The organism is Rhizobium leguminosarum (assembly GCF_002953715.1).
GTDB lineage: Bacteria > Pseudomonadota > Alphaproteobacteria > Rhizobiales > Rhizobiaceae > Rhizobium > Rhizobium leguminosarum_V.
This window is the reverse complement of sequence record NZ_CP025012.1, coordinates 923,387-947,141: the sequence shown is the minus strand read 5'-3', so window position 1 is coordinate 947,141 and position 23,755 is coordinate 923,387. Positions and strand designations below refer to the sequence as shown.

20 protein-coding genes are annotated in these 23,755 nt (G+C 61.7%); 9 read left to right on the top strand and 11 right to left on the bottom strand.

Annotated elements, in window-relative coordinates; translation table 11 throughout:
• Position 1 precedes the first annotated feature (1 nt).
• The gene (locus tag CUJ84_RS04875) at positions 2 to 1,066 is read right to left on the bottom strand and encodes an efflux RND transporter periplasmic adaptor subunit (protein ID WP_105005412.1); all 1,065 of its coding nucleotides are present in this window, start codon (positions 1,064 to 1,066) and stop codon (positions 2 to 4) included.
• A gap of 121 nt (positions 1,067 to 1,187) precedes the next feature.
• Here CUJ84_RS04875 and CUJ84_RS04870 point away from each other — a divergent pair, with 121 nt between their 5' ends.
• Positions 1,188 to 1,871 carry a TetR/AcrR family transcriptional regulator gene (locus CUJ84_RS04870; protein WP_245457530.1) on the top strand — a complete coding sequence of 228 codons (684 nt, stop codon included), beginning with the start codon at positions 1,188 to 1,190 and terminating at the stop codon, positions 1,869 to 1,871.
• Positions 1,872 to 3,121: 1,250 nt separating this feature from the next.
• Here the strand turns inward: CUJ84_RS04870 and CUJ84_RS04860 are convergent.
• The 4 genes from CUJ84_RS04860 to CUJ84_RS04845 all read right to left on the bottom strand — a co-directional run bounded on the left by CUJ84_RS04860 (position 3,122) and on the right by CUJ84_RS04845 (position 6,917).
• A complete protein-coding gene (locus CUJ84_RS04860) occupies positions 3,122 to 4,015 on the bottom strand; it encodes a DUF2092 domain-containing protein (RefSeq protein WP_105005410.1) in 894 nt (297 codons plus the stop codon).
• A gap of 128 nt (positions 4,016 to 4,143) precedes the next feature.
• Positions 4,144 to 4,926: a 3-hydroxybutyrate dehydrogenase gene (locus tag CUJ84_RS04855; RefSeq protein ID WP_105005409.1), complete on the bottom strand. Its 783-nt coding sequence runs from the start codon at positions 4,924 to 4,926 to the stop codon at positions 4,144 to 4,146.
• A 26-nt stretch (positions 4,927 to 4,952) separates the two neighbouring features.
• Positions 4,953 to 5,711 (bottom strand): acetoacetate decarboxylase, encoded by a 759-nt coding sequence (locus tag CUJ84_RS04850; RefSeq protein WP_105005408.1) that lies wholly within the window; start codon positions 5,709 to 5,711, stop codon positions 4,953 to 4,955.
• A gap of 27 nt (positions 5,712 to 5,738) precedes the next feature.
• Positions 5,739 to 6,917 carry a patatin-like phospholipase family protein gene (locus tag CUJ84_RS04845; RefSeq protein ID WP_105005407.1) on the bottom strand — a complete coding sequence of 393 codons (1,179 nt, stop codon included), beginning with the start codon at positions 6,915 to 6,917 and terminating at the stop codon, positions 5,739 to 5,741.
• Positions 6,918 to 7,063: 146 nt separating this feature from the next.
• Between CUJ84_RS04845 and CUJ84_RS04840 the strand changes: the two genes are divergently transcribed.
• Positions 7,064 to 7,750, top strand: a complete 687-nt coding sequence (locus CUJ84_RS04840) for a TetR/AcrR family transcriptional regulator (protein ID WP_105008089.1) — start codon at positions 7,064 to 7,066, stop codon at positions 7,748 to 7,750.
• Positions 7,751 to 7,847: 97 nt separating this feature from the next.
• Positions 7,848 to 8,297, top strand: coding sequence for a hypothetical protein (locus CUJ84_RS04835; protein WP_105005406.1), 450 nt, complete (start codon positions 7,848 to 7,850; stop codon positions 8,295 to 8,297).
• 48 nt (positions 8,298 to 8,345) lie between these two features.
• Here CUJ84_RS04835 and CUJ84_RS04830 read toward each other — a convergent pair whose 3' ends face one another.
• Together CUJ84_RS04830 and CUJ84_RS04825 are read right to left on the bottom strand one after the other, a co-directional pair.
• A complete protein-coding gene (locus CUJ84_RS04830; protein ID WP_105005405.1) occupies positions 8,346 to 8,852 on the bottom strand; it encodes an AAA family ATPase in 507 nt (168 codons plus the stop codon).
• A 208-nt stretch (positions 8,853 to 9,060) separates the two neighbouring features.
• Positions 9,061 to 11,442, bottom strand: coding sequence for a methyl-accepting chemotaxis protein (locus CUJ84_RS04825; protein ID WP_105005404.1), 2,382 nt, complete (start codon positions 11,440 to 11,442; stop codon positions 9,061 to 9,063).
• Positions 11,443 to 12,083: 641 nt separating this feature from the next.
• Here CUJ84_RS04825 and CUJ84_RS04820 point away from each other — a divergent pair.
• From CUJ84_RS04820 to zwf, 3 genes are all read left to right on the top strand, one after another.
• Entirely contained in the window at positions 12,084 to 13,358 is a 1,275-nt protein-coding gene (locus tag CUJ84_RS04820) for a hemolysin family protein (RefSeq protein WP_105005403.1), read from the top strand.
• Between the two features lie 125 nt (positions 13,359 to 13,483).
• Complete coding sequence (gene tam / locus CUJ84_RS04815) at positions 13,484 to 14,254, top strand: trans-aconitate 2-methyltransferase (RefSeq protein WP_105005402.1); 771 nt, start codon at positions 13,484 to 13,486, stop codon at positions 14,252 to 14,254.
• A 250-nt stretch (positions 14,255 to 14,504) separates the two neighbouring features.
• Positions 14,505 to 16,022: a glucose-6-phosphate dehydrogenase gene (gene zwf / locus CUJ84_RS04810; RefSeq protein WP_105005401.1), complete on the top strand. Its 1,518-nt coding sequence runs from the start codon at positions 14,505 to 14,507 to the stop codon at positions 16,020 to 16,022.
• 15 nt (positions 16,023 to 16,037) lie between these two features.
• On the opposite strand, the gene CUJ84_RS04805 is transcribed toward zwf, so the two are convergent.
• From CUJ84_RS04805 to CUJ84_RS04795, 3 genes are all read right to left on the bottom strand, one after another.
• Positions 16,038 to 16,361, bottom strand: a complete 324-nt coding sequence (locus CUJ84_RS04805) for a hypothetical protein (protein WP_105005400.1) — start codon at positions 16,359 to 16,361, stop codon at positions 16,038 to 16,040.
• A gap of 188 nt (positions 16,362 to 16,549) precedes the next feature.
• A complete protein-coding gene (locus tag CUJ84_RS04800) occupies positions 16,550 to 17,005 on the bottom strand; it encodes an NUDIX hydrolase (RefSeq protein ID WP_105005399.1) in 456 nt (151 codons plus the stop codon).
• Between the two features lie 114 nt (positions 17,006 to 17,119).
• Positions 17,120 to 17,512, bottom strand: a complete 393-nt coding sequence (locus CUJ84_RS04795) for a hypothetical protein (protein WP_003546502.1) — start codon at positions 17,510 to 17,512, stop codon at positions 17,120 to 17,122.
• Between the two features lie 221 nt (positions 17,513 to 17,733).
• Between CUJ84_RS04795 and CUJ84_RS04790 the strand changes: the two genes are divergently transcribed.
• Complete coding sequence (locus CUJ84_RS04790; protein ID WP_105005398.1) at positions 17,734 to 19,299, top strand: helicase HerA-like C-terminal domain-containing protein; 1,566 nt, start codon at positions 17,734 to 17,736, stop codon at positions 19,297 to 19,299.
• 362 nt (positions 19,300 to 19,661) lie between these two features.
• On the top strand, positions 19,662 to 21,257 hold the full coding sequence (locus tag CUJ84_RS04785) for an ABC-F family ATP-binding cassette domain-containing protein (RefSeq protein ID WP_105005397.1): 1,596 nt from the start codon (positions 19,662 to 19,664) through the stop codon (positions 21,255 to 21,257).
• Positions 21,258 to 21,264: 7 nt separating this feature from the next.
• Here CUJ84_RS04785 and CUJ84_RS04780 read toward each other — a convergent pair whose 3' ends face one another.
• Positions 21,265 to 21,762, bottom strand: a complete 498-nt coding sequence (locus tag CUJ84_RS04780; RefSeq protein ID WP_105005396.1) for a metal-dependent hydrolase — start codon at positions 21,760 to 21,762, stop codon at positions 21,265 to 21,267.
• A 380-nt stretch (positions 21,763 to 22,142) separates the two neighbouring features.
• Between CUJ84_RS04780 and CUJ84_RS04775 the strand changes: the two genes are divergently transcribed.
• Positions 22,143 to 23,663 (top strand): ABC-F family ATP-binding cassette domain-containing protein, encoded by a 1,521-nt coding sequence (locus CUJ84_RS04775; protein WP_105005395.1) that lies wholly within the window; start codon positions 22,143 to 22,145, stop codon positions 23,661 to 23,663.
• Positions 23,664 to 23,755: the final 92 nt, after the last annotated feature.

The window sequence follows — 23,755 nt, the reverse complement described above, 5'->3', positions numbered from 1 at the left end:
CTCACTTGCCTTCCCAGGCGACGGCCTGGCCTTCCTTGAGGAACTTTCCGCCTTCGGTGACGATCAGGTCTTGTGCGGCGACGCCGCCGGTGACGACGAAATCGCTTTGGCGATATCGGTCGACCGAGATCTTACGGAGCGAAACGGATTGGTTTTGAGTGTTGACGAGCCACACGGCAGGTTCGCCCCCGGCTGATGCGATCGCGGTATAGGGCAGCACGATTCCGTCGCGCGGCGAGGTGCGCAGCTTGCCCACGACAGGCGTTCCGAGTGGCCATGGCGCGCCGTCCTGCAGCCCCACCTTGATCCGGATCGTGCCTGCCTTCGCGTCTATGACGGGAGAGACCTCGCGAATGCTGGCGTGGACGTCGCTCGCAAGGTCGGAGACCGGTGCGACCTCGACATCGTTCAGCGGTCGGCCATCCAGAAAGAACGCCTCGAAGACGTCGAACACTGCGTCTCGTGGCCCGTCATGGGCGAGCGTGAAGGCCGACTGCGCTGCTGACACCACCTGCCCGGCTTCAATGCTGCGCGCCGTGATGATGCCGTCCGCGGCGGCCTTCAGCTCGGTGTAGGACAGAGCGTCCTCTGCCGTCGCGAGCGCGGCCTCGGCGGCCTCGAGCGAAGCCTGTGCGCTCAGCAGCTCCTTCTGGGCATCATCAAAGACCGCCCTCGGAACGGCCTGCGACTGCAGGAGTGATTTCGCCCGGTCGAAGGCGAGCGTCTTCTGCGCAACGACGGCCTGCGCCGACGCCAGCGCGGCACGGGCGACGCTGACGTCGGCCTGCTGTTCCGTGTCGTTGAGCCGGGCGAGGACGTCGCCGGCGTGGACATGCGACCCGACGTCGACCCTTCTCTCAAGAACCCGGCCGCTGACGCGAAAGGAGAGTTCGGTCTGGACCCTCGCCTTCACCTCGCCGGTGATTTCCGCACCCGGCTGATACTGAGCCTCGGCTGCCGCGACGACGCGGACCTGCTGCGGCGGCGGCGCAACTTCAGCTTTCTCTTCGCAGGCAGCCAGGACTGCGCAGGCGAGACCAATTCCCAGCAATCGAAAGGACTGCATTTTTTGCTCCTAACAGGCCATCGCCCGATGTTGACAACGCCCACTTAATAGCTAAAGTAGACGATGTCAACATCTTCATCAGAAAATGTTGACACGCGCAACATAGGCATGGGTGAAGCAGATGCGGTTAGCCGCCGGACAGCCAAATAATTCCAATTGGATGATGGAACGAGTTGTTAAAAAAACATCGCGGGCGGAACGGAAGGCGCGGCGTCCCCATGAAATACTGGAGGCCGCATTCGAGGAGTTCGCGGCAAAAGGTTATGCGGCAACGCGAGTTGAAGACGTCGCAACCCGACTGCGGATAACAAAGGGAACGGTCTACCTCTATTTCCCGACCAAGGACGTTCTTTTCCAGGAGATGTTTCGCCACGCGTCGACGTCGTCCGCAGACCTGTCGACCGCCATCGGCAGCCTTCGAGGATCCTGCGCCGATAGGATCCGCGACCTACTGCTTATCGCTTATGAAAACACGGCCAACGACCGAAAGACGAGAGAACTCCTGCGCTTGTCCGTCGCCGAAGGAACTCGTCTTCCCGAAATGGTCGATTGCCGTCATGAGCTATTCATCGCACCGACGCTTGCAGCCCTCACGGCCCTGGTCGACGAAGGCGTGGAATCGGGAGAGTTGAGACATGATACGGCGGCCGATACGCCTGACGTGCTCGCGAGTTCGATTTTTCAGGTTGCCGTCTGGCATCTCATGCTTGCCGATCGAAAGCCGATCGACGGCAGGGCGCTTATGAAGGCGCACATTAACCTCGTGATGAACGGGCTTCTGCGGCGTTCGGAACGAATGGCCTGATTTGGCGAGGTGCCTCAGAGCGGACGGAGCTGTGCAGTTTTCTATGCTGGCAAAGGCCGGATGTCGTGCGACGTCCGGCCTAAACCTCTTCCCCATGCTGAGCTGAATCTAATTTCCGCTAGGAACGCGATTGTCATCCGACGGCGGAACTTCGCCCGTGACCGTGATGTTTCCCTGGATCCTATAGACGATCCGTAGATTGGCGGCCGCAGCCTGAAGCCAACCGACCGCATCTTCCGATGACCATGCCGTGCCCTCCGGTGGCAGGCTCTCAAACAGGCCGGCAATCAGCGGATTGACGGACTGGGACCTGCCATTGCCGCCGCTCTGGTTCGACCCGCCCTCTCCGCTGCCAACGGGCCGGTCGGAGCGGCTCTGATCGGAAGAGCTCGCATATACCTCGCCAGAAGAGCCAGAAGAGCTGGCGTGTGACGAACCTGAAGAGCTCCCGTGAGACGAACCCGACGACGCCGCGTTAGCAGAACCCGGAGCGCTGCTGTGGGACGAACTCGAGGACGCTGCGCCAGAGGAACTCGTAGTAGATCCGGACTGATCTCCACTGGAAGAATACGTCGTTCCGCCTGTGCTCGAGGCGGCCGAAGCACCGACGGCGACGCCTGCCGCATACCCGCCCAGGACGTAGGCTTCGCGGCGATAGTATCCACGCCCATAGTCTCCACCGTCAGAGCGGCCATAGTCTCCACGGCCATACCCTCCGTGACCATAGTCTCCAACGCCGCGGTCCCCACGACCATAATATCCACGGCCAAAGTATCCGTTGCCGTTGCCAGAGACCTTGAGATCGCCGGAATTGTTGACAGTGAGGTTGCCTGAGTCCTTTGCGACGATATTGCCCCCGGAGTTCATGAAGGTGCGGTTGCCGTTGATGTTACCGCCCGAGTTCAGCGTGTTGCGGATATTTCCGGACAGGTTGCCCCGTCCGCGGCCGGGCCCTTCCGCCAATCGCCCCTTGGCGCCACCGACATTTGGCACACGAGTACGAGGGTTCACCGGTGGACGGTTCTGCACGCGCATCGGCGGCCGACCGTGGCTCGCCATCGGCGGACGCGGGGTGCGGCCTATCTGCGGACGTGGGAACCCGCCCGGCCCTCCCGACGGGAAATGGGGTGGCCCTCCAGACGGCAGGGGCGGCGGACCGCCAGGGGGCGGTGCAAACTGACCGAAGGCCGCGTCCGATGTAATGGCCGTGAAAGCGAGAAAAGCAAAGCAGGTGCGCTTCAGATAATTCATCACTTGCTTCCTTTCGTTCCCGATGCGACGGCTGGTGTCGGGTCGATCTTTTTCACATCGGCGGGAGGTTCAAAGGTGAATTCGGAGTCGGACAGAGGGGGTTGGATCTTCCAACTCGCGAATTCGGCGACGAAGCTTGGTTGCCCCTGCAGCAACTGGTAGGTGACGACCAGACGATGCGGCGTCGCCGCGGCATTCTTCTCGACCCACAATTCCAGATCGATGCCGGACTTCTGAGAGAAAAACAGATGCCGGCACTCGACGCCGTCGACGGTAGCCGTTCCCACTTGCCAGGCGGCCAAGGCATCGCCCAACAGGACCTTGTCTGGAAAGTCTGCAAAAAGGGCGCCGAGCGGAAAATCGACGTCCAGCTTGGTTGCCACCTCGTTGAGCGCAGATGGTATGTCGCCCGATGCCGGGATCGTTGCGTATTTCTTGGTGTCGGGAAAGAAGACCGATGCCGCCTTGCCGTCGTAGAACAGATCGTGCTTGCCGTCATCGCCGGTAAACTCGACGGCAATCCGGTCGGGACGGCGCACGGTGATTTTCATCGTATGGAAGATGTGCAGCGGTTGTCCTGACTGATCCAAGTAAATGCTGATCGTTCTCGCCGTGATCGTCAGGTCCTTGGCAAGGAGCGTCTTTCCCATCTGCGAAACGGCGGTCGCGGCCTCATCGCTGATCGCCGGTTTTACCGACGGGGTCGGCTCATCCGCTCGAGCTGTCGGCAGCGCAGCAAATCCTACGAACATGCCGAGCGTGGCAGTTTGGACGGCATGCCGCAGTATCGCGGTCACGCGACGCACGCTTGCGCCGTCAACAGACGGACTGGTGGCGACAGACAGTCGCCAGGCCTTCAAGAGGGCCCGCCGCAAACCATTAGAGACTTCCATGTTCATTTCCTTTGATACTCAAGAACGAGATAGCGCGAGCCCACTGTGGCTCGTCGCGAGGTAGAGTTGGTCCGGGTGCTGGAGCGTTCCTGTCGCACGGCCGCGCAAAGCGCGTCGTCCAATCGATCCTACTGCATGAACCAGCCGTGGCTCACGACCAGCGACTGACCCGTCACGGCATTGGACCTGGCCGCCGCGAAATAGAGAACAGCGTCGGCCACGTCATCGGTGCTGGTAAACTCGCCGTCGACCGTGTCCTTGAGCATCACCGTCTTGACCACCTGCTCCTCGCTGATGCCGAGCTCCCGCGCCTGTTCGGGGATCTGTTTGTCGACGAGCGGCGTGCGCACGAAGCCGGGGCAGACCACGTTGGCCGTGACGTTGTGCTCGGCTCCCTCCTTTGCCAGCACCTTGGCCAGTCCGATCAGGCCATGCTTGGCCGTGACATAGGGGCCCTTCAGCTTCGAGGCTTCCTTGGAGTGCACGGAACCCATGTAGATCACCCGACCGTAATTGGCGGCATACATGTGCTTGAGGCAGGCGCGAGTGGTCAGAAAGGCGCCGTCGAGATGGATCGAAAGCAGCTTTCTCCAATCCGCAAAGGGAAAGTCGACCAGCGGCTTAACGATCTGGATGCCGGCGTTGCTGACCAGCACGTCGATCTTGCCGAACCTGGCGACCACCTCGCCGACGGCCTTTTCCACCTGCTCTTCGTCGGCGACGTTCATCGCCACGGCGAAGGCATCGCCGCCCTTGCTCTTGATCTCGGCGGCCGTTGCGGTCGCGGCGTCGAGATTGAGGTCGGCGATCACGGGAATGCCGCCTTCGGCTGCGAAGCGAAGCGCGATTTCCTTGCCGATGCCGCTCGCGGCTCCGGTGATAATCGCTACTCTTCCATCAAATCGAGACATGGATAATTCCTTTCAGTTGCGGGAGATCAGTCGTTTTGGAGGTAGTCGAATACGACCTCGCCGAGGCCGAGGGTCAGGTCGGCGATGTAGTGGCTGGCCGAGGTGACCTCGCGCACGGGTAGACGCGCGACGTCGCACATCGCGTGTTCGAACAATTGCAGGGCTGCCGGCCCGACCCATGCGCCCTTCAACGTCACATCCTCGAGATAGTAGCGCACGAGTTCGCAAATCCGGGGCGAACCGTCGACGTGCGGGATGACCTTCAGCACGAAGGCGGGCTTCGCCATGGCCTTTGCCAGCGGCTCCAGCGGCAGCTCGCGATGCTTGTAGCCCATGGTCGCCGTCACGCACATAACCGAGCCGTAGTGGAGCGTCCCGACGAGCGTCTCCTGCTCGTGCGACAACTTCGGCGTTGCCAGCTTCTTCGGAAAGCCCCAGATCTCGCGGCCGCCGGCGATCGGAGAGTTGTCGTCAAGATACATGGCATGCACGTAGCTGCCTTCCTGCACCTTGCCCGATCTCGTCGTGAAACGCACCGGAATGACCTGCCCGGTTTCCGTATAGTCGCCGAAGCCGGTCGAATCCGGCATGCGGATGAATTCATAGGCGACAGTGTCGCCGATCACTTCCAGCGGCTCCGGCACGACGGCGCGAAGAGCCTCCGGATCGGTCCGGTAGTTGATGACGACAAATTCGCGGTTGTAGAACTTGTAGGGTGGCCTCGGAAAGGCCGGGTTGTTGAGCGGCATCGCGAAGGCATTTTCGCGGACTGCGGCGATCTTCATGGTCGTGCTCTGCTCTTTGGTGAAAACTCAATCGAAGTCGAAAATGGCGACGCCGTCCGGCGTGCCGGGCCGCTGCAGCACCTCGGGGTGACGCAATGTTCGAAGGGCGTCGTTGTAGCCGGAGGCCCAGTGCTCCTCCATCGTCAGGCGAGAGAACTCGTAATCCTTGGAGCTCGCTTCGTATTTTTTGGCGCGATATATGAGCTGGACGATGTTGTAGACCTTCTCGTCGGCCTGATCGACGAGAAGCTTGATCTCCGGATCGGCTTGCAGCAGCGCGTCCTGCGGGACGAGTTCGACCAGATGGCCGAGTGCGCGGCGCAGCCGCTGCTGCGTCTTGAAATGGTCGGTCGCCGCGCGCGTGCGGCTCGAGAAGCGGATATCCTTCTGCCGCAGTTCGATTCCGAGGAGGTCACGCGGGAACTCGCCACTTGCGCTCCAGAGGTCGACCTGAAAGGCCAGCGTGTCCTGGCGCGGCGAGTTATCGAGGACCCATTGCAGCGGCGTGTTCGATATGAGGCCGCCGTCCCAGTAACACTCGCCGTCGATCCTCGTCGCGGGGAAGCCAGGCGGCAGGGAGCCGCTCGCCATGATATGTTCGGGGCGGATGTTGTGGGTCGTGGTGTCGAAATACTCGAAGTTGCCGGTGCGCACGTTGACGGCGCCGACGCTGAAACGCATGGCCCCTGTGTTGATGCGGTCAAAGTCCACCAGCCGTTCCAGCGTCGCCTTCAGCGGTGCGACGTCGTAGAAGCTTTCCGCCTCGATGCTGCCGGCGGATGAAAAGAAAGGTGGCACCGGACGGGGCGTGAAGAAGCCCGTGGCGCCGTCCATGAGGGTGGCGAAGGCGTGTGCCTGATTGAGCAGGCCACGCGCGAAATCACCCTCGAGCCCCATCGCCCCCAGCATCGCCGAAAACAGAGTGGGAAACCCGTAAGCCGGGGCGGTTACCGTTTCCCAAAAGCTCCGGAGCGCCTCCACCCGCCTTTCAGGTGGATTGCCGGCGATCAGAGCGCTGTTGATGGCACCGATGGAGATGCCGGCGACCCAGTCAGGATGCAGACCGGCTTCGGCCAGTGCCTGATAGACGCCGGCCTGATATGAACCGAGCGCCCCTCCGCCTTGCAACAACAGCGCGATACGCTCGAATGGCGGACGCTCCGCTATGCGGTGCGTCTTGTTTTTGACGGGATGTTGAGCGGCCATGCAGTTTACCTCGGTTATTGATCCCGCTGCCGTTCCAGATCGGCCGCAGATATGTTGACATCGCCCACTTAAGTGCTAGAGTGGACAATGTCAACATATCTCGACAGAATGTTGACATGAGCAACTTAACAATCTAAATGGACGGCATGACCCAAGACATATCCACGAAAGACCAGCGCCCGTACCACCATGGCGACCTGCATAGGACGATCGTAGAGGCCGCACTCGACGTCCTCAGCGAGTCTCAAAGCACAGAGTTTTCGCTTCGTGAGCTCGCACGTCGGGCGGGCGTCAGTCACAACGCCCCGTACAAACACTTCACCGATAAGCGCGAATTGCTGGGAGCCGTCTCGGCGGTTGGGTTCGAACTGCTGGCGAAGCGGATGGCCGAAGCGACCAGGGAACTCGACAGTCCGCGCGAGCGGCTGGCAGCCATGGCGAGCGCATATGTCTGCGGCGGCGTCAACAATCCGGCGCTCTACCGATTGATGTTCGGCGGCTACCTTGCCGGTCAGGACGATGGGCGTCCCGCGATCGAAAGAACTGCGGCCTACAACATGAAAGCCCTTGTCGTTGAGGCGATTTCCGACGGCGCTCTCGGGCGCCCAATTGCAGATACCGAGGCCAATACGCGCACGATCGATGGGGCGATTCTCGTTTTTTGGTCCCAAATGCACGGTCTGACTTTGCTGCTGGCGGACCGACTCGTCGGCCCCGGCGACAAGACAAAGGAGCTGACCGCGAACGTCCTGCAAGGAATGCTCGACGGGTTGGTCAACAGCATCCCCGCGGTACCAGAAGGCGTATGGGTAGGTCCTCCGCTTGCGGGGTAAAAGTACCGATGACGCTTCCGCCGGGTACGGAGCGTGTCAGTGAGCGGTCTCCTCATTTTCCTAGTCACGCCGCGTTCGTTCCGAGTGGAGAATTCTCATGGACGCATACATCTCCGCCCTGATGGGCCTCGCCGGCATCGCGATTGGCAGCCTAACCTCGTTTGTCAGCACGTGGATGACGCATCGATCACAGGTGAAGGAAAAACAACGCGAGGCCGAGGCTGCCAAACGCGAAAAGCTGTTTTCGGATTTCATCGCGGAAGCCACGCGGCTTTACGGTGACGCACTAAGCCACCAGAAGGACGACGTTTCCGACCTCGTGCTGCTTTATGCACTGGTCGCCCAGATGCGTCTGATCTCATCCCGTCCGGTCGTGGATGCAGCCGAGCTGGCCATGGTAAGGATCGTCGAGACCTATTTGACGCCCAATCGCTCGCTCTCTGAAATCCGGGATCTTGCCCGTTCCGGCGCGATGAACTTTCTCCTCGATTTTGGTGAGGCTTGCCGGGCAGAACTGGCGACAGGACGACAGTCTACCCGACGGTAGGATTTTACGGAACTCAGTAGAAAGCTCAACCAGGACGTTGTTTCGTAGTCATCGCATCGCCAGCGATTTCAATCGGCTCACCAGTTCCTCCAAAGCGACGTCGACCGTTTTCGAAGCCGTATCGATGACGATCGCATCGTGCCATTCGTCATAGGCTCGTTCGGAAGTCTCTTGCCATGTCGGCTTCACGAGACCTTCGACGTCAGTGAGGCGCGTTTCAACACGGTTGCGGTGCTCGGCTTTGTCCGAGCAAACCACCTCGACCTCCGCCGCCACCACCCCGGCCGCTTGCGCGACCGAAAGCCACGCTGACCTGGTTATCCGAAGCGGGTTGACGGAGTCGGCGATAACAGTCCTGCCGAGGGTCAGATTGTCTCCGGCAATTCCGTAAGCCACGATATAGCCTGCAGGCCCGGCATCATCGGCAATTCCGGAGGCACGGATTGCTTGCTCGATGGTATCGACGCGCACATGGACTGCATTCAACCGCTCAGCCAAAGCGCGAGCAATCGTCGTCTTTCCACTGCCAGGCAGACCGCCAAAGATAATAAGCATCGTGACCTCGTCGTTTTTGGAGAGGCTCCACGAGAACGTCAGGGCAGCTCGCGGTCAGCGCAATACTTCACCATTGAGGCCTGGTTCGCAATTCCTTTGTCAGCACCGGGTTTTCACCACCGGCCTCGACGACGGTCCTCCGAGCGCCTCGTAAAATCTGACAGCGTCTCGCGCCGCAAAACCGCTGACAGTTTTACGCGACATGCTTCTAGAACTCTTCCCAGTTGCCCTCGCTCGAAGCCGGTGCGGCTGAGGTGCCGAAGGCGGCTGCGAGCTTGCCGCCGAGTGCGCGCGCCGGCGAGGGAGCGGGCCTGGCATGGTCGGCGGCCGAGGCGGGAACCTGTCTGCGCGCCGCAAGCGTCGCCGCGACCGGGCGGGCCAGCGGCTTGGCAGTCGTCCGGGCGGCGGGGGCCGCCTTTGCAACCTGGCCGAGATTGAACTGTGCCAGACGCTCCGAAAGGGCAGACACCTCCGTCACCAGCGTGTGCGAGGCGGCATTCGATTCCTCGACCATCGCGGCGTTCTTCTGGGTCGACTGGTCCATCTGGTTGACCGCGGTGTTGATCTCCAGGAGACCCGTCGACTGTTCACGGGCAGCCTGGACGACCGCCTGGACATTGCTGTTGATCTGCTGGACTTCGGCAACGATCGCCTGCAGCGCCTTGCCGGTCTGGCCGACGAGATCGACGCCGCGCTTGACCTGGGCGCCGGACGAGGTGATCAGCGCCTTGATCTCCTTGGCGGCGGTGGCCGAGCGCTGTGCGAGTTCACGCACTTCCTGTGCGACGACGGCGAAGCCCTTGCCGGCCTCCCCTGCACGTGCTGCCTCAACGCCTGCATTGAGGGCCAGCAGATTGGTCTGGAAGGCGATATCGTCGATCACGCCGATGATGTTGGAGATCGACTGCGAGGATTGCTCGATGCCGGTCATGGCATCGACGGCATTGCGCACGATCTCTCCGGACTTTTCTGCACCATCCTTGGTGCGGCTGACGAGCGTTCCCGCTTCTTCGGCGCGAAGGGTGGAGTCCTTGACCGAGGTGGTGATCTGCTCGAGCGCGGCGGCGGTCTCCTCGACGGAAGCGGCCTGCTGTTCGGTGCGGCGGGCGAGATCGTCGGCGCCGGAGCGGATTTCCTCCGAACCGGCCTGAATGACGGCAGCGTTTTCGGAGAAGGAAATCAGGGCCGCCTGGAGCTTTTCGACAGACGCATTGAAATCGACGCGGATTTCGTCAAGGGAGTCGGTGAATGGCTTTTCCAACCGGACGGTCATATCTCCGTTGGAAAGGCTGGCCAGTCCGTTGCCGAGTTCGCTCACCGCAAACTTGATCGAATCCTCACGGGCGGCATGGAGGACGGAACGTTCCTGTCGTTCGATCTCTTCGCGGGACCGGGAGGTTTCTGCATCCGTTTCCAGCTTGATCTTCTGGCGATTGCTTTCCAGCAGGATGGCGAGGGAGCGTGAGAGATCGCCGATTTCGTCCTTGGCATTCTTGTCGTTCAATTGCACGTCGAGCTGGCCATGGGCGATGCGATCGGTCTCGGCGATCACGCCCTCTATGCGGCGGATGAATTTGCGGGCAATGAGCCAGCCTGAAAAACCGAGCAAGAGGGCAGCGATGGCGGTGATCGCAACGGCGCTCCAGGCCATGTTATTCAGTTGGGCAAAGACGGTGGATTTCGGCACCGAGACGATGGCGTACCAGTTGAGGTCATTCGTCAGCTTTACCGGATAGGCGACCGAGAAATAGGTCTGGCCGTCCGGGCCTGCGATCTCCTGCGCGACGCCGGGCTTGGCGATCAACTGATCCCAGCCGGCGGTGAGATCACCGCCGTCCTTGATATTCTTGCCTGCGAGTTCTGCGGAAGGATGGCTGATGATGCTGCCGGCGCCCGTCACCAGGCTGAGATAGCCGGTCTCCATCGGGTGGACTGCCGAGATCGCCTTGTTGGCGTCGTCGAGCGAAATGTCCATGCCGGCGACGCCGAGCGCCTTGCCATCGACCATGATCGGCTTGGCGACCGAGGTCATCAGCACGTCCTTGCCGTCGACCGCGTAAACATAAGGTTCGATGACCACGGTCTTTTTCTGAGTAAAGGGCAGCTGGTAGTAATCGCCGGCGCCCGACGCGCCATAATCGACCAGCGGCGTGTGCTGGATCTTGTCGCCACTGCGGACCCAGTAGGGCACGTAGCGGCCGGTCGTGTCGTGGCCTTCCTTGCCGACAAAATCCTTGTCCTTGCCGTCGAAGGCATTCGGTTCCCAGCCGGTCCAAACACCGAGCGCCATCGGATTATCCTGCAGCATGTTCTTCAGCAGGTCGTCGGCGGCAGCACGATTGGCGTTTCCGCCGTCCTTCATCGTCGACAGCGACGTTTCCAACGCATTGACGATACCGAGCGCCACGCTCATGGATTTCTCGACGTTGAGCGCGTTGGTGGCAGCGATCTGGAGCATCTGATCGAGGCTCGATTTGCGCATATCGTTGTAGGCGATGTAGAAAAGGACGCCCGATGCCGCGATGGTGGCGATGACACCGCAGGCCGCCACGGAAAAAATGTTGCGCCCGGTAGCCGATTTGAACTGCATGCGCTTAACCTCCTCAAGCGGGCAGGTCGTCGATCGCGCACCGATCTATTCCGTCCCGGCTTCCCCAGACCGAGAACTGATTTCAGGACGTGGCTGCACGTCGCGGAAATCGTTCGCAATTTAGAGAAAATACGGAGCGGCTGTTAATTTACGGTGTATTGCGCCACTTTTACTTATGGCAAGGCAGCCCGCAGCGCCTCTTTTAAGACGCGCAAATGCGGCGCTGCTGCCGTTGGCGAAACTGTCACATCAAGACGCTATAAGGATTTTTGCCCGGCGCCTCTTGCGTCGGCACTGTTTCACCGTCAAAATTGCGACATGCCTGACAGCGACCCATCCAGTACAAGCTCCGCCCCTTCCAACCGGGATCTCCCGGCCGAGGAAGCAGGCGACCATTGTAGACGGTGCGATGACCTCCGCCTCGCCTCAGGCATATCAATGCTCCCGCAGAGAGGGCCGCTTCCCAGACCATTGCCGATGACGGGCGGCCGCGCTCACTTCAGAGGAGCGGTCTGATGGAACCTTGATGTCAACACGATGATGGAGAGACGACAGGCGATGCGTATATAGAGCGTCCCTTCGAATGCCTCGCCGCTTCGCCTGACGAATGCGGCACTACAACCTCAACGAATAGGGTCCCTGTGTTTCTGGAAATTGGAATTGTGGCGTTCCTCACCATCCTGAATGGTGTGCTCGCCATGTCGGAACTGGCCGTTGTTTATTCTCGGACAGCTCGCCTAAAGGTCCTCTCCGACAATGGAAGCAAGGGTGCAGCTCAAGCGATCAAACTTGCCGAAAACCCCGGTCGTTTTCTCTCTACGGTGCAGATCGGAATCACGCTGGTCGGCGTTCTATCCGGCGCTTTCTCAGGCGCCACGCTCGGCGGCCGCCTGAGCGGATGGCTAGAAGCCCAGGGAATATCATCGACGGCCGCTGATGCCATTGGCGTAGGTTCAGTCGTCGTGGCAATCACATATCTTTCGTTGATCGTCGGCGAACTTGTTCCAAAGCAGATCGCATTGCGGGAACCCGAAGCGGTTGCGGCCAAGGTCGCACCCGCTATGGCGGTCCTTTCAAAAATTGCGCTGCCACTCGTGTGGCTTCTGAACGCCTCCGGAAATCTTGTGCTCAAGCTCTTGGGCCAAACAGGAAAAGCTGGCGAAAATGTCTCTGACGCAGAAATCAAAACTGTTCTGGCCGAGGCGCAGTCGGCTGGAGTGATCGAAAGCGAAGAGTCCGCGATGATATCAGGTGTCATGCGGCTGGCGGATCGCACTGCCCGAGCGCTTATGACGCCCCGGCGGGACGTCGAAATTATTGATATCGACGACAGCCTTGATGAAATTCGGACCCAGTTGCACAGGACGAAGCGGTCGCGGTTGCCCGTTCGAAAAGGCAGTTCGGACGAGGTGATCGGCATCCTTCCGGTCAAGGACTTCTACGACGCGATGTCCGAACACGGCAGTGCCGACATTGCGGCTCTGACGCAAGACGTCCCGGTGGTTTCAGACCTTTCAACTGCCATCAATGTGATTGAAGCCATCAGGAAATCGCCCGTTCACATGGTGCTGGTTTTCGACGAGTACGGCCACTTCGAGGGGGTTGTTTCGTCAGGTGACATTTTGGAAGCAATCATGGGGGCTCTCCAGGAGGGGCCTGTCGATGAACAGGCCATCGCTCGGCGAGACGACGGCTCTTATCTGGTGTCGGGCTGGACGCCAATTGACGAGTTCGCTGAATTCTTAAGCCTCAGGCTCGATGGCGACTTGGAATATCAGACGGTCGCCGGCCTGGTGTTGGAAGAGTTGAAACATCTGCCGGAATTGGGCGAGAGCTTCACGAGAGATGGATGGCGCTTCGAAGTCGTCGATCTCGACGGGAGGCGCGTGGACAAAATACTTGTGTCGGCTGAGTGAAGATCGGCGCGTCCCCTCGTCGCTGGCGACTTCGCCGATGAGGTCGTCAATCTCGACGGCCGCAACATCGACAAGATCCGCATCCACCACATGGACGATGTGGCCTGACAGCAGGAGTGAACGCCATGGCATGGTCCGCCAACCAATATGTGAAATTCGAGGATGAGCGCACGCGACCGGCGCGTGACCTGTTGGCACAGGTGCCGCTGCAAAACCTTCGTCATGCCATCGATCTCGGCTGTGGCCCGGGCAATTCGACCGAGCTGATCATCGAGCGCTACGGGGCGCAGGGCGTCTCGGGCGTCGACAGCGACATGAACATGCTGGAGGCGGCGCGCAAGCGGCTTCCGGGCACTGCCTTCGTCGAGGCCGATCTCACCCGCTGGCAGCCGGACCAACCCGCCGACCTCTTGTTTGCCAATGCCGTCTTCCAATGGCTGCCCGATCATCTCGATATCTTCGACCGGCTGATGGACGGGCTTTCCGAAGGCGGCGTGCTTGCGGTGCAGATGCCCGATAATCTCGGCGAACCCTCACATCTGGCGATGGAGGAGACGGCGCATGCCGGACCGTGGAAATCCGCCTTCGAGGCGAAGAGCGTGCGCCGCAGGTCGCTGCCGCCGCCATCCACCTATTACAGCCGGCTGATCGCCAAAGCCGCGCATGTCGATATCTGGCACACCGTCTACAATCACCCGATGGCGGATGCGGCTGGTATCGTCGAATGGGTGAAGGGAACCGGGCTGATGCCCTATCTTGCCCATGCCGGCGAAGAGCATCGTGAGGCGTTCCTGGCGGATTACCTGGAGCGGTTGGAAAAGGCCTATCCCAAGATGTCGGATGGACGGGTGCTGCTCAGGTTTCCGAGGATCTTCATGGTGGCGGTGAAGGGGTAAAGGCGGCCGCTGCCGGCATGTCCGGTTCGCGCCGATGGCAGCCCTCACCCTAACCTACCGTGTGGCTTGCCCCTCACCCTAACCTTGCCGGGGTCGAGACCCGTGGCTCGACCCCGGTTGGTGCCGGCAGGCAGATGAGGGGCGACCGCGAGCGCCAGAGGATGTCAAATGCCTGTTATCCCTCGCCTGCATATGTTGCGGCAAAACCAGCGCGCAGTATAGTCGGCCGCAAATTCCAAGGAGATGACACATGGACGCTGCCCCTACCCCGCCGGTCACCCTCGTCATCTTCGGCGCCACGGGGGACCTGACGCGCCGCCTGCTGGTGCCGGCGATCATCAATCTGACGCGCAGCCGCCTGGTGGGCGAGGATCTCCACATTCTCGGCATCGGCATCGAGCCGGGTGACGACGAATTCCTGCGCGGGCGGCTCGACCAATTCCTCAGCCATCTGAGCGGCGAAGAGCCGACGGTGAAGGACGAAGCCTGGGAGAGCCTGCGCCGGCGCATTTCCTATACGTCCGGGGATTTCACCAAGGACGATATTTTCGTCGAGATCGGCAAGCGGCTGGGGCCGAATGCCAATGCCGCCTTTTATCTCGCGGTGCCGCCATCCTTCTTCGGCACGATTGTCGAGAAGCTTGCCGCGCATGGGCTGACCGATGAAAGCGAAGGCGTCTTCCGCCGCGTCGCGATCGAGAAGCCGTTCGGCACCGATCTCGCCTCGGCGCAGGCGCTCAATGCGCGGATTCTCGCCCAGGTCGGGGAAGGCCAAGTCTACCGGCTCGACCATTTCCTCGGCAAGGAGACGGTGCAGAACCTGATGACGGCGCGTTTCGCCAACATGATGATCGAGTCCTTGTGGAACAGCCGCTACATCGACCATGTGCAGATCACCGCCGCCGAGATCGTCGATGTCGGCAGCCGCGGCAAATTCTACGATGCAACCGGTGCGCTGCGCGACATGGTGCCGAACCATCTTTTCCAGCTGCTGGCGATGATCGCCATGGAGCCGCCGAACAGTTTCGATGCCGAGGCAATCCGCAACGAGAAGAGCAAGGTGCTGAAGGCGCTGCGCGTCTATACGCCGGAAGAGGCCAAAACGCATGGCGTGCGCGGCGCCTATGGCGCAGGCCCGCTCAATGGTGCTGAGCTTCCAGCCTATCGCGACACCAAGGACGTCTCGCCCGACAGCAGGACCGAGACCTTCGTGGCACTGAAGCTCTATGCCGATACCTGGCGCTGGGCCGGCGTGCCCTTCTATCTCAGGACGGGCAAGGCGCTGACGGCGCGCGACACCGAAATCGTTATCACCTTCCAGCCGGTGCCGTTCGCGCAGTTTCGCGAGACCGACGTCAAGCGCCGCCTGCCACCGAACCGGCTGGTGATCCAGGTACAGCCGGACGAGGGCATGAGCATGGAAATCTCGATCAAGTCGCCGGGGCTTTCCGTCGATACCGTGCCGGTCTCTCTCGATTTCCGCTATGCCGACAAATTCGATATCGCCAAGACGACCGGCTATGAATCGCTGCTCTACGATCTCTTCATCGGCGACCAGACGCTGTTCCAGCGCGCCGACGGCATCGAGGCCGGATGGGCGGCGGTGCAGCCCTTCCTCGATATCTGGGCTAGGGATGAGAGCGAGCCTGACGCTTACGCGCCGGGCAGCATGGGACCGGCCTCAGCCGATCTACTCATCGAGCGCGACGGGCGTCGATGGCATGAACTCGGCGTCATCCTGCATCACGACAAGAAGGACGGCAAATAGCGCCCTCCCCTGGTGTTACTGGTTTCCGTTATCACGGCATGCGGGGCTGACGGAGGCGCCGCTCTTGCCGCCTTCGGTGGCAAGCGCTCCGCGCGCCTTGCGCGGCGGGCAGCGCGCCCAGTCGACCGGACCGCTTACTGGTCCATTGTCGATGCTGCCGGTTTCGATCGAGTCGAGCGGGATTATCAGCCCGCTTTGCGTTTCGGCTCCCGGCGCGGTGCCGAGCGGCGGCGTGCCGTCGATCCGGCCGCTGGCATCCATGCCCATATTCGACTGGGCAAGAACCGGGGCGGAGAGGCTGAGGAGAGCGATCGACGTTGCTGCAATAAACCTGCGCATGATGCTATTCCTTCTGGTTTCAGCGATCGTTTTTGTTTCACGCAATTCCGGACGCAAAACCGCTGCACAGTTTTGCTGGAATTGCTCTAGCAACAGGCGATGCCAGCTCATTGTTCCCATGGATCAGGCCGCAGACGATCAAAGTTTGGCGATCGGCCTAAGCCGCCTCAAAGTGCGCGCTTTCTGGCTCAATCGCGCCAGCGCGACAGCAGTCTGTCGAGACCTGTCGGATAGAGATCGATGCCGGCGTCGCGCAGCCTGTCGCGGCCGAACCAGCGCGCCGTCGCCGCCGTCTCGTCGAGTTCGGAATAGTGGATTTCATCGCGCTCATAGAGCGATGCATCGGCCAGTTCGATATCAGCGGCGAAGATGTATTCGTGACCGGTCGCGCCGTGATGCTCGTAGATGTTTTCAAGCAGATGCCAGGGACCGACGATGCGGATCGCCGTTTCGAGCTCCTCCTGGAATTCGCGGTGCAGGGCCTCTTCGCGGCTCTCGCCGAATTCAATGGCGCCACCAAGCGGGCGAACGCCCTTGATGCGACCGCTGTCATCCTCCACTTCGGCGGCGAGCAGCCGGTCATTGCGCCAGGCGAGGCCGATCACCTTCACCCTGATCTGCTGCGACGGACGCCAGATGGCCATCTGCTCTCCTTCCATCCAATGGGCAGCCAGGGGACAGCGCTTGGTCTTCAGCCAGTGCTTCCGGCGCAAGAACAATGAGCCCCGCACTGAGGCGGAGCTCCTGATTCTCTCGTCTCAGACGAACTGGCTGAGGCCCGGGACGGAAGCGACGACCTCGTCGACGACTTCCTCGCCGGCATATTGCTTGGCGATGGCGATGGTTTCCTTGGCAAGCGAGGTGATCTCGCCCATGCCGAGGCCTTCGCCCATCAGTTGCTGGCCAAGCCCCATGATGCCGCCGCCGCCGAGCGAGCTCATCAGCCCGCCGAGCAGACCGCCGCCGCCGGCACCTGCGCCATTGAACTGGGCGACGAGATCGGCGCCGCCGGGGATCGCTTCGATCATCTTGGCAACCGGGCCATCGGCGGCTTCGCGCTGCAGGAAGCCAAGCATCATGCCGAGCGCCTTTTCGGCCAAATCAGGCGCAATACCCACGCGATCGGCGATCTGGGTCACTATTTCATTCATCGTCAGCCTCCTGTTTTTTGACGTTAACGTCAACGTTAATCGAAATTCCACAGCAACTCAAGCCGGCCCTTCCCGGGCGGCACTTTGTCCGGTTTTGCTTTTAATGCAAACAGTTGTCCGCATGCGCTTGCCTGCTTATAACAGGGAAACGATGGTTCGATGAAGGCTGTGGAAGCAAGCCTTCTCATAAATGGCGGCAGAGCCCCAAGGGAGCATTCCGGATGATCGAGGAAGGCAAGATTTTCATCGGCGCGAGCCGCAATCCCGATGACAGTATCAACAAGCCGGAATATCTCGACCTGAAATTCGGCAATCGCCACGGCCTCGTCACCGGCGCTACCGGCACCGGCAAAACGGTAACGCTGCAGGTGCTGGCCGAAGGCTTCTCCCGGGCCGGCGTTCCGGTGTTTGCGGCCGATATCAAGGGCGACCTTTCCGGCATCGCCGCCAAGGGCGAGCCTAAGGATTTCCTGACGAAGCGCGCCGAACAGATCGGCTTCACCGACTACGAATTCGACCAGTTTCCGGTGATCTTCTGGGATCTGTTCGGCGAGAAGGGCCACCGGGTGCGCACCACCATCGCCGAGATGGGACCGCTGCTGCTCGCCCGCCTGATGGATGCCTCCGAACCGCAGGAAGGCGTCATCAACATTGCCTTCAAGATCGCCGACCAGGGCGGGCTGCCGCTGCTCGACCTCAAGGATTTCAGCTCGCTGCTCAACTATATGGGCGAGAACGCCAGCCAACTTTCCAACCAGTACGGCCTGATCTCCAAGGCCTCGGTCGGCTCGATCCAGCGGGCGCTGCTCGTTCTCGAACAGCAGGGTGCGGAGCACTTCTTCGGCGAACCGGCGTTGAAGATTTCCGACATCATGCGCACCAGCAACAACGGCTACGGCCAGATCTCGGTGCTTGCCGCCGACAAGCTGATGATGAACCCGCGGCTTTACGCCACTTTCCTGCTCTGGCTGCTCTCCGAGCTCTTCGAGGAATTGCCCGAGGTGGGCGACCCCGACAAGCCGAAGCTCGTCTTCTTCTTTGACGAGGCGCACCTGCTCTTCAACGACGCACCGAAGGTGCTGACCGAACGCGTCGAGCAGGTGGTGCGGTTGATTCGTTCCAAGGGTGTCGGTGTTTATTTCGTGACGCAGAACCCGCTCGACGTGCCGGAAACGGTGCTCGCCCAGCTCGGCAACCGGGCACAGCATGCGCTTCGCGCCTATTCGCCGCGCGAACAGAAGGCGGTGAGGACGGCGGCCGATACATTCCGTGCGAATCCGGCCTTCGATTGCGCCACGGTCATCACCAATCTCGGCACCGGCGAGGCATTGGTCTCAACGCTGGAGGCCAAGGGCGCACCTTCGATCGTCGAGCGCACGCTGATCCGCCCGCCATCCGGCCGCGTCGGCCCGGTGACGGATGACGAGCGCCGGCAGATCATGGATAGGAGCCCGGTTCTCGGCATCTATGACGAGGATATCGACCGCGAATCCGCCTTCGAACTGCTGGCCGCACGGGCGAAGAAGGCGGCCGATGCCGAGGCCGCCAAGCGGGCCCAGGAAGAAGCACCCCAGCAACAGGGCAACACGACCTCCGGCTGGAACCTGCCGGGCTTCGGCGGCGGCAATGACGACGACAATCAGGGCCGCGGCCAATCGCGCGGCCGGACTTCCGGCTATCAGCGCGAAACGGTGGTGGAAGCGGCGATGAAAAGCGTGGCGCGCACGGTTGCGACCCAAGTCGGCCGGGCGCTGGTGCGTGGGATATTGGGGAGCTTGAAGCGGTAAGCCTGCGGACTGCCGTAAGCCCCTCATCCGCCTGCCGGCACCGACCGGGGTCGAGCCACGTGTCTCGACCCGTCCTTCGGACCCCCGCTCGCGGGGCGAAGGGGGAATAGCCGCAACCTCTCCTTTCCTCGCTCACCTCTCGTAGGGCACGTCCCCTCGCCCCGTTTACGGGGAGACGGTTAGGGTGAGGGGCAACTTCCCACGGCCTTCCCCGAAGAATGCAAGATCGTTCTCCTTCTTGAACCTTCAGCCTTTATTCCCTAAATTATCTGCCATCGACCAATTCAACAGGATGTGTGCCGCAATGGATTTCAACCCGATCGCAACGCCAGTTCGCCTTGCCAACCGGGAAATCCATATCCATGCCTGCATCCATCACCCTCTCCCAAGTTTCGTGGTCCGCGCCTGACGGGCGGCCGCTTTTTTCCAATCTCGACCTGAGCTTCGGGGCGGAACGGACCGGTCTCGTCGGGCGCAACGGCGTCGGCAAGACGACGCTGCTGAAGCTTGCCTCAGGTGAGCTCCATCCTCATTCGGGCACCGTATCCGTCAGCGGCAGCCTCGGCGTGCTGCGGCAGAGCGTTCAGATAGCATCTGACGAAACGATTGCCGGTCTCTTCGGCGTGACCGATGCGCTCGCTATTCTTCGCCGCGCCGAAGCCGGCGGGGCAACGGCCGACGAGCTTGCATCGGCGGACTGGATGCTGGAGGCGCGCATTGCCGCAGCGCTCACTCGGACCGGGCTCGACGCGTCACCGGAGACGCCGCTTGCGGCACTCTCCGGCGGGCAGCGCACACGGGCCGGGCTGGCGGCGCTGATCTTTACCGAACCGGATTTCCTGCTGCTCGACGAACCGACCAACAATCTCGATCGCGAAGGCCGCGAGGCGGTGATGGCGCTGATGTCAGGTTGGCGGGCCGGCGCCATCATCGTCAGCCATGACCGGGAACTGCTCGAAAGTGTCGACGCGATCGTCGAACTGACCTCGCTCGCTGCCACGCGCTACGGCGGCAACTGGAGCCATTATCGCGAACGCAAGGCGCTCGAGCTCGCGACGGCACAGCATGATCTCACTGAAGCCGAAAAACGCATGGCCGAGGTTGCGAGAAAGGCGCAGGCGACGGTGGAGCGTCAGGCGCAGAGGGACAGCACCGGGCGGAAGATGGCCGCCAAGGGCGGCATACCGCGCATCATGCTCGGCGGCATGAAGGAGCGGAGCGAAACGACGGGTGGCGACAATGCCCGTCTCGCTGAACGCCGGCGCGCCCAGGCCCTGGAAGAGGCAAGGGCAGCGCGCGAGAAGATCGAGATCCTCCAGCCCTTGTCGGTAACCTTGTCGCCGACCGCGCTGCCCGCCAGCAAGATCGTGCTGAGGATGGATGGCGTGACATCAGGCTACCAGCCGGGTGATCCCGTCATCCGCGATCTCTCCTTCGATGTGGCGGGACCGGAGCGCATCGCCGTCACCGGCCGCAACGGCTCGGGCAAGACCACCTTGCTGGCGCTCGTCACCGGCGAGTTGAAACCCTGGGTCGGCACGGTCAGCGTCATGACTGCCTTCTCGATGCTCGATCAGAAGGTCAGCCTGCTCGATCCGTCGGCCTCGATCCGCGACAATTTCCGCCGGATCAATCCGCTTTCCGATGAAAATACCTGCCGGGCGGCCCTTGCCCGCTTCATGTTCAGGGCCGATGCTGCGCTGCAGACCGTATCGACGCTGAGCGGCGGGCAATTGCTGCGGGCGGGCCTTGCCTGCGTGCTCGGCTCGGCACCGCCGCCGCTGTTGATCCTCGACGAGCCGACCAACCATCTCGACATCGACTCGATCGCCGCGGTCGAGGCCGGACTGCGCGCTTACGACGGCGCGCTCATCGTCGTCAGCCACGACGAGACCTTCCTTAGGAGTATCGGCATAACGCGGCGGCTGGAGCTGGCTGCTGGCGACTCGGCCGGATAATTCCGCGTCACGCTCGTTCTGCGCTTTGAACGCGACGGTTGCGGCGAACGGCAACGATCAACGCCGTCGCGCAGATCAGGAGTTCCAGACCGAAGGTCCAGTGCAGCAGGAAACTGACCACCCAGTTGCTGTAGGTCGCCGGCACCGTCGTCAGCTCCAATTTGGACCAATCAAATGGTGCCAGCCAGAGCATCGGCGCTGCGACCGTATCCATGATCATGTGGAGCATGACGGCCGCGAAAAAGACGGCGGCCGCGGGAAACCAGCGCGGCGCCGGCCGTCCGACGGCCGGCAGAGCCACGACGGCGAGAGCAAGCCAGAACAGCGGCCAGTGGGAGACATAGTCGTGATGATGGACCTTGCCGCCGGTCAGAAAAAAATAGACCATGTCGAAATCCGGAAGCACGCTACCGACCAATGCCGCAGTCATGATGCGGGGCGCAGCGGATCGCTGCCGCGCGGCGCTCGCCAGAATGTAGCCTGCCGGCAAATGGGCAATGAGCATGCGTCTTGTTCTCCCGGTCGGCCCCGAATCCTCTATGCACGGTTTGTGGCTGGAAATCGGCGCACGTCCGGCTCCCTTGCCTCTTTTTGCGGGCAATGTTATTTGGATCGCGCAAGCTTTTGAGAAAGGAGGATCACGCAATGCAATATTATTTTCGGTTTAATCGCCAGCGTGGTCCCGTCAACGCCCTGCAAATGCGTTTGCAGGGCTGACCAGAGACCGTTTCTCGACATCTCTTCCTGGTCTGCCCTTCGTGGCCAATGCGACGCCGCAGCTGACAGCGCGCATTCCTCTCATTTCCCGGGCTCGAACCGCGCAATCCCGTGATGGCTGAACGCCCCGGATCGTGCCGACCACCCGGTCAAGACCAGAGAACGATCATGACACTCATCAATATCCGCAATCTCGGCGTGACGCTGGGCAATCCTTTGTTTTCCAAGCTCAATCTCGTCGTCAATGCCGGTGATCGCATCGGCCTCGTCGCCGCCAACGGGCGGGGGAAATCGACGCTGCTTGCCTGCATCACCGGCGCGCTGGAGCCGAGCGAGGGCGAGATCACCAAGGCGCGCGGACTGACCGTCGGCCATGTCGCGCAGAATGTGCCACCTGCCCTTTTCGACACGCCGTTCTACGATGCGGTGCTGCAGGCGCTGCCGGCCGATCAGGCCGAAAGCGAAAGCTGGCGCGTCGACGTGGTGCTGGAATCGCTCGACGTGCCGGAGGTCATGCGCGGCCGGCCGCTGAAGCAGTTGAGCGGCGGATGGCAGCGGCTTGCCATGCTTGCCCGCACCTGGGTCAGCGAGCCCGATGTGCTTCTGCTCGACGAGCCGACCAACCATCTCGACCTCGAAAAGATCGCGCAGCTGGAGGGCTGGCTGAACGCGCTGCCGCGCGACGTGCCGGTTATCCTGTCCAGCCACGACCGCGCCTTCCTCGATGCGACGACCAACCGGACGCTGTTTCTGCGGCCGGAGCAATCGCCGGTCTTCGCCCTGCCCTATACCAGGGCACGCGCCGCCCTCGATGAGGCCGACGCTTCCGAAGCCCGGCGCTACGAGCGCGACATGAAGGTGGCGGAGCAATTGCGCAAGCAGGCTGCGAAGCTCAACAATATCGGCATCAACTCCGGCAGCGACCTGCTCGTCGTCAAGACGAAGCAGCTCAAGCAGCGGGCGGATAAGCTGGAGGATGCGGCAAAACCGGCGCATCTGGAGCGCTCGGCCGGCGCCATCCGGCTTGCCAACCGCGGTACCCATGCCAAGGTGCTGGTGACGGTGGAGGATGCGGCGGTGACGACGCCGGATGGAACGCTGCTGTTCAAGACCGGCCGGCAGTTCATCTGCCAGGGCGACCGCATTGTGCTCCTCGGCCTCAACGGCGCCGGCAAGTCACGGCTGGTGTCGATGTTGAAACAGGCGATCGAAAGACCGGAGACGGTGCGCGACAGCATCAAGGCGACGCCGTCGCTCGTGCTCGGCTATGGCGACCAGGCGCTTGCCGATCTTGCCGACACCGACACGCCGATCGGCACGATCATCCGCCGCTTCGATGTCGGCGACCAGCGGGCCCGCGCCTTGCTGGCGGGCGCCGGCATGACGATCGACATGCAGGCAAAACCGATCGGCCAGCTGTCCGGCGGCCAGAAAGCGCGGCTCGGCATGCTGGTGCTGAGATTGACGGAGCCGAACTTCTACCTCCTCGACGAGCCGACCAACCATCTCGACATCGAGGGACAGGAGGCGCTGGAGAGCGAGTTGATGGCGCACGAGGCGAGCTGCCTGCTGGTCTCGCATGACCGCAGTTTCGTGCGGGCGGTGGGAAACCGGTTCTGGCTGATCGAGAAGAAGCGGCTGGTGGAGGTGGAAAGCCCGGAAGGGTTCTTTGCTTCGGTTGGAGGGTGATGGATGGTGGGGATCTGGCGTGGGGATCTGGCGTGGGGCGCTGCCCCTCACCCTAACCCTCTCCCCGCTCGCGGGGAGAGGGGACGTGCCCT